At 63.5% G+C, this 9436-nt stretch carries 7 protein-coding genes and 1 tRNA gene; 7 read left to right on the top strand and 1 reads right to left on the bottom strand.

Translation table 11 applies throughout. The features are described 5' to 3' along the window. Positions 1-110 precede the first annotated feature (110 nt). Positions 111-194: transfer RNA gene (locus HMPREF3171_RS04975), tRNA-Leu, on the bottom strand. A gap of 166 nt (positions 195-360) precedes the next feature. Here HMPREF3171_RS04975 and HMPREF3171_RS04970 point away from each other — a divergent pair. The 7 genes from HMPREF3171_RS04970 to pknB are packed head-to-tail and all read left to right on the top strand — an operon-like array spanning position 361 to position 9425. Beyond that, positions 361-1236 carry a DUF3662 and FHA domain-containing protein gene (locus tag HMPREF3171_RS04970; RefSeq protein ID WP_070483376.1) on the top strand — a complete coding sequence of 292 codons (876 nt, stop codon included), beginning with the start codon at positions 361-363 and terminating at the stop codon, positions 1234-1236. Positions 1237-1254: 18 nt separating this feature from the next. Continuing rightward, complete coding sequence (locus HMPREF3171_RS04965; RefSeq protein WP_070421956.1) at positions 1255-1704, top strand: FHA domain-containing protein FhaB/FipA; 450 nt, start codon at positions 1255-1257, stop codon at positions 1702-1704. Next, on the top strand, positions 1701-3071 hold the full coding sequence (locus tag HMPREF3171_RS04960; RefSeq protein ID WP_070483373.1) for a PP2C family protein-serine/threonine phosphatase: 1371 nt from the start codon (positions 1701-1703) through the stop codon (positions 3069-3071). The genes HMPREF3171_RS04965 and HMPREF3171_RS04960 overlap by 4 nt, the downstream gene beginning before the upstream one ends. Continuing rightward, complete coding sequence (locus HMPREF3171_RS04955) at positions 3068-4411, top strand: FtsW/RodA/SpoVE family cell cycle protein (protein ID WP_070449915.1); 1344 nt, start codon at positions 3068-3070, stop codon at positions 4409-4411. Before HMPREF3171_RS04960 ends, HMPREF3171_RS04955 begins: the two co-directional genes overlap by 4 nt. Next, entirely contained in the window at positions 4408-5859 is a 1452-nt protein-coding gene (locus tag HMPREF3171_RS04950) for a penicillin-binding transpeptidase domain-containing protein (protein ID WP_070483371.1), read from the top strand. Before HMPREF3171_RS04955 ends, HMPREF3171_RS04950 begins: the two co-directional genes overlap by 4 nt. Next, entirely contained in the window at positions 5859-7355 is a 1497-nt protein-coding gene (locus tag HMPREF3171_RS04945; RefSeq protein WP_070483369.1) for a serine/threonine-protein kinase, read from the top strand. The genes HMPREF3171_RS04950 and HMPREF3171_RS04945 overlap by 1 nt, the downstream gene beginning before the upstream one ends. Continuing rightward, positions 7356-9425, top strand: a complete 2070-nt coding sequence (gene pknB / locus HMPREF3171_RS04940) for a Stk1 family PASTA domain-containing Ser/Thr kinase (protein WP_070483367.1) — start codon at positions 7356-7358, stop codon at positions 9423-9425. Positions 9426-9436 lie beyond the last annotated feature (11 nt).

Genomic DNA, 9436 nt, shown 5'->3' with positions numbered 1-9436 from the left:
TAGCAGACACACATTTTGTCGCTTAACCCAAATTTCCTACCACCTTCAGGGGTCAAAACAGCAAAAGCCCCGACCCACACTCCGGGGAGTATGTGTCGGGACTTGGTTTGTGCCCGGGGGGGGACTTGAACCCCCACGTTCTTGCGAACACTGGCACCTGAAGCCAGCGCGTCTGCCAATTCCGCCACCCGGGCGGGCGACTTGATAAATATAGAACGAGCCGTATGGAAATTACAAACCGCCAGCCCACACTATGTTTTAGACACGCGCACTGCGTTTTCAGATAGGTCGTGTCGGGGTGGGCACCTATACTGTCCGAGTTACTTAAATTTGCATGTGAAGAAAGGAGGTGCGTGGGAAGTGGCGGTAATGGACAAGCTGGCAAAGCTCGATAGTTCTCTGCAGCGCGGCTTGGATAACTCTATGGCTGCGCTGTTTGGCGGCAAGGTTGTGCCGGAGGAGATTGAGGTGCTGGTCAAGCAGGAGGCACAGGACTCGCTGGTGGTCACGGATCGGGACGAGTATGTCGCCCCGAATGTGTACGCCGTGGGTGTGTCTTCGAAGGACTTGGAAAACTTGTCCAAGAATCGTGACCTTCCTGCGGACCTTGCCGATCAGCTCATGCGGTACGTACGCAACAAGCAGTGGTTCTTGGATGGGCCAGTTGTTGTGCGTATTGCCGAGGAGTCGGGTTTGAGGACGGGCCAGCTCCGTGTGTCGTCGTATATCGACACGATGCCGGATGTGGTGAGTGGATTCGACGCCATTGTGGCGGAACCGAAGAAGCGTGCCCGTGCCTTGGGCTCGGAGAGTAAGGAGGATGCAATGTCCGAACCGAATACTGGCGAGTCAACTGGGCAGAATGCCACGGTGAGCCTGCTGCTGCAGGATGGCTCTTCGCGTACGTACTTGGTGCACGAGGGGTCCAACATTTTGGGCCGTTCGAATGATTCTGATTTCCGTCTGCCGGATACGGGTGTGTCGCGTCAGCACGCGGAGATCACCTGGGATGGCCAGGTTGCGGTGTTGGTGGATTTGCAGTCCACGAACGGCACGACGGTCAATGATGAGCCGGTGGATAACTGGATGCTGGCGGATGGCGACGTGATTACGCTGGGCCATTCCAACATCGAGGTTCGTATTGTTGGCGGCCAGGATGAGGTGCCGATGAATGCGAATGAGCCGGACTTCACGGATTCGGTGTCGCACCCGAGTACTGAATATTTCCAGCCGTAAAGCACCGGAAGGTTTGAGATGGATTCCACAATTATCCTCAGCGCGCGTTTTGGTTTGTTGGCGCTGTTGTGGGTCTTCATCCTGCTGGTGATGTGGACGCAGCGTAAGGATGTTGTCTCGGCGGGTGGGGCGGTTCGTCGTCAAGCGGTGGCTTCTTCGCCTGCGCCGAGGGAAAAGGCGCGCACTCTTGCGGTTGTTGCGGGCCCGTTGCAAGGCTCCCACATGGAGATTGCCAGCTTGGAGGAGTTCACTGTTGGTAGGGCTGGTGACAATGACTTCCAGCTGGGTGACGATTATGCGTCGTCACGCCATGCGCGCCTGTTCCGGCGTGGCAGTGACTGGTTTGTGGAGGACTTGGATTCGCGCAACGGCACCTTTGTCAATGGGGTGCGAATTGATCAGCCTGAGCGGGTGACCGTGGGCATGGATATGAAGATGGGACGCACGATTGTGAGGCTAATGCCGTGAAGCTCGCGCTAGATTTCGTCGCCGCGTCCGATCGCGGCCTGGTCAGGACTAATAATGAGGACTCGGCGTATGCGGGTCCGCACTTGTTGGTGCTTGCGGATGGCATGGGCGGCCACGCTGCTGGTGAGGTTGCTTCCCAGTTGATGGTGGAGCACATGGAGCACCTCGACCGCGACCCGAAAGATGCCGACATGTTGGCGTTGTTGGGTGCGGCGGCAGAGGACGCGAATGCGTCCATCGCGGAGTCTGTGGGGACTCACCCGGAGCAGGCTGGCATGGGTACGACGCTGACGGCGTTGATGTTCAATGGCCAGCAGTTCGGTCTGATTCACGTGGGTGATTCGCGCGGCTATTTGCTGCGCGACGGAAAACTTACGCAGCTCACGGTGGATGACACATTCGTGCAGTCGCTTGTCGACGAAGGCAAGCTCGCCGCCGAGGACGTGTCCAGCCACCCGCAGAAATCCCTGATTCTCAAGGCGTACACGGGCCGCGAGGTCGAGCCCCACCTGGAGCTCGTCGAGGTCAAGCCGGGCGACCGCGTGTTGTTGTGCTCCGACGGGTTGTCGGATCCGGTGACGCGCGAGACGATCGAGATCGCGCTCGGCGACGGCACGCCTGAGATGGCAGCGCAGCGCCTGATTGAGTTGGCGTTGCGTTCCGGTGGTCCGGACAACGTCACCGTAGTGGTGGCCGAGGTCGTCGAGGTTGACGACGACGCGGACGTCCCCGAAACACCCGCCGCAGTGAAGGCCGGCGCGTTGGTGCCGGCTGTGGAACAGACACACCCAGATTCCTCCGCGAGCCGGGCCGCGGCGCTGCTGCGCAAGTCGGAGACGATCACCCCGGACCACAACCGGGCGAAGACGCAGGAGTCGGATTCCACCGACTCCGACGAGGAGTCCCACTCAGCAACCGCGAAGGCTAAGCAGCCGAGCTCGGTGTGGCCGTGGGTCGTCGCCACGCTTGTACTGCTGTTGGCGCTGGTTGTTGGCGGTGCGGTGTGGTCGAAGTCCCGCATTGTGGACGAGTACGCGCTGACAGTAAACGACGACAGGCAGTTCGTCGTGGAGCACACCTCGCGCAGCAACCCATTCGCCGCAGAGAAGGTCGAGCGCATACAGCACGCCTGCCTGGGCAAGGACGGCGATCTGCGTGTGATTTCGGCGAACTCTACGCCGGAGGACTGCCACCTGTTTAGCGTCGATGACCTGCCGCAGGAAGAGCGCGAAGCAATTGTCGACGAGGGCTTTACCGGCACGTACGACGAAGTGCTTGGCCGGTTGAAGGACTTGGCGGATGATGCCTTGCCGGGTTGTGTGGATAAGCAAAAGCCCGAGGACAACAAGTGCCGGGAGGTTCAATGAGCAGGCTGACTGCACGTAGCCGCGAACTGCTGCTGCTCCTGTTCGCCACCGGCCTGCTGCTGCTCATGCTGTTCGGGCTGGAGACCAGCCAGGGGCACACCCTGTCCACCGAAATGCTGTACCTCGTGGGCGGGTTCATCGGTGTGTACGCGATCGCGCACCTGTCGCTGGCGTTTCTTGCGCCACACGCGGATCAGGTATTGCTGCCGATGGTGGCGCTGCTCAATGCGATCGGACTAGTGGTGATTTACCGGCTTGACCTCGCCGAACGCCCTGGATACGGGCCTTTGGCAGAGCGGCAGATGATGTGGTCGCTTGTCGGCGTGGGGCTGATGGTGCTCACCCTGCTCGTCGTGCGCGAGCACCAAGCGCTGTCGCGGTACTCGTACCTGCTAGGCCTGGTTGGCCTAATTTTCCTGGCGCTGCCACTGGTGTGGCCGCAGCCGGAAGGCCACGCGGATGCCCGCATCTGGCTGTGGCTTGGTCCGTTTTCTATCCAGCCGGGTGAGTTTTCCAAGATCCTGCTGCTGATCTTCTTCGCTCAACTGTTGGCGCAGAAACGCGCCCTGTTTACGGTGGCGGGTCGCAGGTTCCTGGGGTTGACGTTCCCGCGTGTGCGCGACCTCGCGCCGATTCTGATGGTGTGGGCGATTGCCATTTTGATCATGGCGGCATCCAACGACTTCGGCCCGGCGCTGCTCCTGTTCGCCACCGTGCTGGGCATGGTGTACTTCGCCACCGACCGCATCTCCTGGCTGGCCATCGGCCTGGCCCTCGTGGCCGTCGGTGGCTACGCGGTGTACCAGGTGAGCGGGAAGATTCAGGAGCGCGTGGCCAACTTCATCGACCCGTTCGCAGACTTTGAAGGCATTGGCAACCAGCCCGCCAACGCCCTGATCGGCCTGAGCTGGGGCGGTATGACCGGCACCGGTTTGGGCTACGGCCACCCAGAACTCGTGCCGGTGGCGCACTCCGACTACATCCTCGCCGCGATCGGCGAAGAGCTCGGCCTGGTCGGTATCGCTGCCGTGCTGTGTCTGTTCGCCATCTTCATCACCCGCGGATTCCGCACGGCGATGCAGGTACGCGACTCCTACGGCAAACTGCTGGCTGCGGGCCTTGCGCTGACGATTGCGATCCAGATCTTCGTCGTCGCCGGTGGTGTGTCTTCCATGATGCCGATGACAGGCCTGACCACGCCGTTTATGTCTGCCGGTGGTTCGTCGGTGATGGCGAACTACATCCTGCTCGGCCTGCTGCTGCGCATCTCTAGCAGCGCGAACCGCCCGGCGGAGTACGACGAAAGCACGCAGCGACGCCAGGTGGTGGGTGCCCGATGAACAAGTCGATCCGTTACGGCGCCGTCGTCTCCCTGCTGCTGATTACCGCGCTGCTTGTGAACTTCACCATCATCCAAACCATGCGTGAAGACGAATATGCCCAGGACCCGCGCAATTCCCGCACGGTGATGGAGCTCAAGCAGATCAACCGCGGCAACATCAAGGCCGGGGATCTGACGCTTGCAGAGTCGTTCAAGAACGAACAGACCGGCTACTTCCAGCGCACCTACCCGAACATGCCGTGGTCCTTCGCCCCGGTGGTCGGCTACGTGTCCGACCAGTACGGCACCGCCCAGCTTGAGGCGGGCCTCAATGGGGAGCTCACGGGTGAAGGTGGGTCGTCGTCACGCTTCCTGCGCACCGGGCTCGAGGATTCGAAGAAGGGCGACGATGTCGAGCTCACCATCGACCCGAACCTGCAGGCGCTCGCGTTCGACCAGCTTGCACAGCCTGGTTACAACGGTGCTGTGGTGGCGCTGCGGCCGTCGACGGGCGAGGTGCTGGCCATGGCGTCGACGCCGAGCTACGACCCGAACGAGATCGCCAACCCAGCCACCGCCGGCGACACGTGGACGCGGGTGAACAACGACCCGGGCCGCCCGCTGCTCAACCACGCAACGCAGGAGCAGCTGCCTCCGGGATCGATCTTCAAGATCATCACGACTGCCGCTGGCCTGCGCAACGGTTACACGCCAGAGTCGCCGCTGACCGGCGACGCGCAAATCATCCTGCCGGGCACCGACAACCTGCCGCTGACCAACTACGGTGGCCAAGCCTGCGCGGGCGGCGGCCAGGTGCCGCTGCGCACCGCGTTCGGCTTGTCGTGCAACACCGCGTTCGTGCAGATGGCGCTCAACCTTGGGCCCGATGCGCTTCGCGACGCCGCCGCCCGTTTCGGCGTCGGCCAACAATACGACCTCGGCCTGCCCAACGCGGCAGGTTCCCTGGGTGACCTGCCCGGCGCGGCGGAGCTTGGCCAGTCCGCGATCGGCCAGCGCGACGTCACCATGACGGCGCTGCAGGCTGCGGTGATGACGGCGGCGGTGGCGAACAAGGGCCAGCGCATGAACCCGTACGTGGTCGCCCAGGTGCGCGACGCGAACGGCAAGGTTTTACGTGAAACAAAGCCGAAGTCGCTCGGCGAGGCCGTAACGGAAGAGGAAGCCGCAACGATCACGGACTTGATGTACGGGTCTGAGCGCTGGACGTTTGGCTACGACGGCAACGGCTTCGCCTCGAAGACCGGTACCGCCGAGCACGCCGAGGGCGCCGCCCCGCACGTGTGGTACGTGGCGTTTGATCCGCAGAAGGACGTGGCGGTGGCGGTCGTCGTCAAGAATGGCGGCAACTTGGGCGAAGCCGCGACCGGCGGCCAGGTCTCCGGACCGATTGGCCGCGCCGTACTGCGCGCTGCACCAGCACCTGCACCCGTGGAAGGAGACAAGTGATGAACACCGAAAGCCGCGAGGACCTGCAGAAACTTATCGGGTCGAACTACGAGCTGCAGTGGATCATCGGCCACGGCGGCATGTCCACCGTATGGCTCGCCGACGACATCCACCACGAGCGCGAAGTGGCCATCAAGGTGCTGCGCCCGGAGTTTTCCTCCAACGAGGAATTTCTCACCCGCTTCCGCAACGAGGCGCAGTCCGCCCAGGGCATCAACTCCGACAACGTGGTGGCCACCTACGACTACCGCGAGGTGGAGACCGAGGGCGGGTTCACCGTCTGCTTCATCATCATGGAGTACATCCGCGGCGAGTCGCTGGCGGACCTCATCGCCCGCGAGGGCCAGTTGGATGAGGCGGTCGCGCTGGATGTGCTTGAGCAGGCCGCGCACGGTTTGGCGGTGATTCACCGCATGGGTCTGGTGCACCGCGACATTAAGCCGGGCAACCTGATGATCACCCAGAACGGGCAGATCAAGATCACGGACTTCGGCATTGCCAAGGCGGCAGCCGCGGTGCCGCTGACGCGTACCGGCATGGTGGTGGGTACTGCCCAGTACGTCTCCCCGGAGCAGGCTCAGGGCATGAAGGTGACGTCTGCCTCCGACGTGTATTCGCTGGGTGTGGTGGGCTACGAGATGCTCTCCGGCAAGCGCCCGTTCACCGGCGATTCTTCGGTGTCGGTGGCGCTCGCCCACGTCTCCGCCGAGCCGCCTGCGCTGCCGATTTCGGTGTCTGCCCCGGCGCGTGAACTCATCGAGATCGCCCTGCGCAAGACCCCCGGTCAGCGCTTCCGTGACGGCAACGAGTTCCAGCTCGCCATCGCCCAGGTCCGCCAAGGCCTGCGTCCCGCCCAGCCTGGTGGGAACACGCAGGTGGTGGCCATGGAGCCGTCCGCCACCGCGTCGACTCAGATGTTGGCCAACGTTGCCAGCGAACGCACTGCCCGTCCCGCCGGCGCGTACCCGCCGTCCGCAGCGCGAGCCGTTGCTTCTCGACGACCCGCCGACCCGGCACCACAACCCACCCCGGCTGCGCCGGCGCCGCAGAAGAAATCGGCGGCTGGTCCGGTCGTCGCTACGCTGCTCGGGCTCGCGCTTGTCGGTGTGATCGCAGCTTGGGCGTACACCGCAGGCGTGTTCGACCGTTTCACCGGCGGCTCCACCCCGACCACGACTCCGACCGTGGCCACCCAAACCGCAGTGGAGGAAGAGGAGCCCGAGACGGAAACCGTGGCTACCACCACGCACCACGAGCGCACCACGGTCACCGAGACGCACGCGCCCGGCACCGTGAGCTTCGTCGAGCCACCTGAGCAGCACGAACCTGCACCGGACGACGAGGCACCCGAAACAACCGTGCCGACCTCGGCAGAGCAAGCCCCCACGTCGGCACCGGCAACCAGCGTGGCACCAGCCCCGACGCAGGAGACGAATGCGCCGGCGCCTGGGATAGAATTGCCAGACCTTGAAAACTTGTTCGGAGGTGGCAGGTAAATGCTGATCGCGGACCGATATGAACTCGGCAACATCATCGGCACCGGCGGCATGTCAGACGTATATGCCGCCACTGACGTCGCGCTTGGGCGTGACGTCGCCGTGAAGATGCTGAAGATCGACATGGCGCGCGACGAGAACTTCCGCGAGCGCTTCCGCCGCGAAGCCCAAAACTCGGCGCGGCTGAACCACGAGAACATCGTGGCGGTCTACGACACCGGGTCGGTGGAAACCTCCGGTGTGGACGTGCCCTACATCGTCATGGAGCGCGTCAACGGCATGAACCTGCGCGACATCGTGCGCAACGAAGGTCCGCTTACGCCCGAGCGTGCGGCGAAGCTGCTGCTGCCGGTCACCCGCGCGCTGCAGGCCAGCCACGACGCTGGCATCATCCACCGCGACATCAAACCCGCCAACATCATGGTCACCAACACCGGCTCGGTGAAGGTGATGGACTTCGGCATCGCGCGCGCGTTGGACGATTCCACCTCCGCCATGACGCAAACCTCCGCGGTGATCGGCACCGCTCAGTACCTCTCCCCCGAGCAGGCCCGCGGCAAACCGGCCGACGCACGCAGCGACATTTACGCACTCGGCTGCGTCATGTACGAAACCGTCACCGGTGTGCCGCCGTTTGAGGGCGAATCCCCCTTCGCCGTCGCCTACCAGCACGTGCAGGAGGACCCGGTGCCGCCGTCCGAGCGGATCCCGAACCCGCTGACGGACAACGAGGCCGTCAACGTGGATTCCGTCATCCTCACCGCGATGGCAAAACACCCGGCGGATCGCTACCAGACCGCCACCGAAATGGGCGAAGACCTGCAGCTCCTTGAGCACGGCAACGTCACCACCGCTGCGCGTAATCACCTGTCCGCCGCCGAGCACGACGCGGGCGCGCACGCTGTGGACAACACGGTTGTGGTTGAGGGTGCGGTCAGTGGGCCGGCTCCGCGTCGCAGAGAAGCAATGGCTCCAGAGGCCGCACAGCACACCCGCTACGCCGACCACCGCGCCGCCAACGAGAAGACCTCCTCGAACACGCTGAAGTGGATCGCGGCGCTGCTGAGCCTGGTGCTCGTCGGCGCAGTGTCCTGGTTTGCGTACGACTACTTCTCCGAGGGCAACAAACCCGCCATCACGCAGGAAAAGATGGTGCAGATCCCCGATCTGACCGGCAAGCCGCGCAACGAAGCCGTCCAGGAACTCGAACGCCTTGGCTTCCAGGTCTCCGTCATGGACGAGCCGAGCCCGGACATCAAACGCGGCGACGTCATCGCAACCAATCCAGCAGCAGGCTCCGAACTGAAGCAGGGTGCGGTGGTGAAACTGACCGTTTCCTCCGGCAAGGAGATGACAGACGTGCCAGACGTGACCAACCTGACCACGGACGAAGCGATCGAGGAGCTGGAGAAGGCGGGCCTCGAGCTCAACCCGAACGTGCGCCGCGAATCCAGCGACAACATCGAAGAAGGCATCATCCTGGGCCAGCAACCCGCTGGCGGTACCCAGATTGCCAAGGGCTCGCGCATCGCGATCACCGTCTCCTCCGGCCCCGACATGATCCAGGTGCCGTCGCTGGTGGGGCTGAACGTGGAGCAAGCCACCGCGACCCTGTCGTCGCTGCAACTGCGCGCCACTGTGACCAAGGTGGACTCCGAGCGTCCCGAGGGTGAAGTGCTCGCCGTCGCCGGTGAAAACACCGACGTGCCCACCGGCACCACCATTGAGCTGCGCATTTCCAACGGCATGCTGATGAAGATGCCGAAGATCACGCACCTCGAGCCGTCGGACGCTGAGCGCGTGCTGCGCGACGCCGGCTGGAGCGGCCGCATGGTCGCCGGGCCCACCGTGCCCACCGGCGCGCTTGTCGACGCCGGGCAGATCGGCCACCAAGAAATCCCCGCCGGCGACCTGATCCGCAAAGACCAGGCCATCAACTACAACCTGTGGAAGTTCGACGCCGGCGCCTTGCTGCCGCAAAATAACGCAGCTGCAGGTGAGGCTGATACAGTTTCACCCCAGAACGCGGCAAACGCGGTACGCAACATGGAACGCAGGCTCGGCCTGTAACCCCAGAAAGC

The sequence above is a fragment of the Corynebacterium sp. HMSC08F01 genome (assembly GCF_001807545.1).
In the GTDB taxonomy this organism is placed as follows: Bacteria; Actinomycetota; Actinomycetes; order Mycobacteriales; family Mycobacteriaceae; genus Corynebacterium; species Corynebacterium coyleae.
This window is presented reverse-complemented; position numbering and strand designations above follow the sequence as displayed.

Bases quoted from the DNA above. Each gene is read 5' to 3' on its own strand.
- HMPREF3171_RS04965 (WP_070421956.1), top strand. From the start codon at position 1,255: ATGGATTCCACAATTATCCTCAGCGCGCGTTTTGGTTTGTTGGCGCTG.
- HMPREF3171_RS04955 (WP_070449915.1), top strand. From the start codon at position 3,068: ATGAGCAGGCTGACTGCACGTAGCCGCGAACTGCTGCTGCTCCTGTTC.
- HMPREF3171_RS04950 (WP_070483371.1), top strand. From the start codon at position 4,408: ATGAACAAGTCGATCCGTTACGGCGCCGTCGTCTCCCTGCTGCTGATT.
- HMPREF3171_RS04945 (WP_070483369.1), top strand. From the start codon at position 5,859: ATGAACACCGAAAGCCGCGAGGACCTGCAGAAACTTATCGGGTCGAAC.
- pknB (WP_070483367.1), top strand. From the start codon at position 7,356: ATGCTGATCGCGGACCGATATGAACTCGGCAACATCATCGGCACCGGC.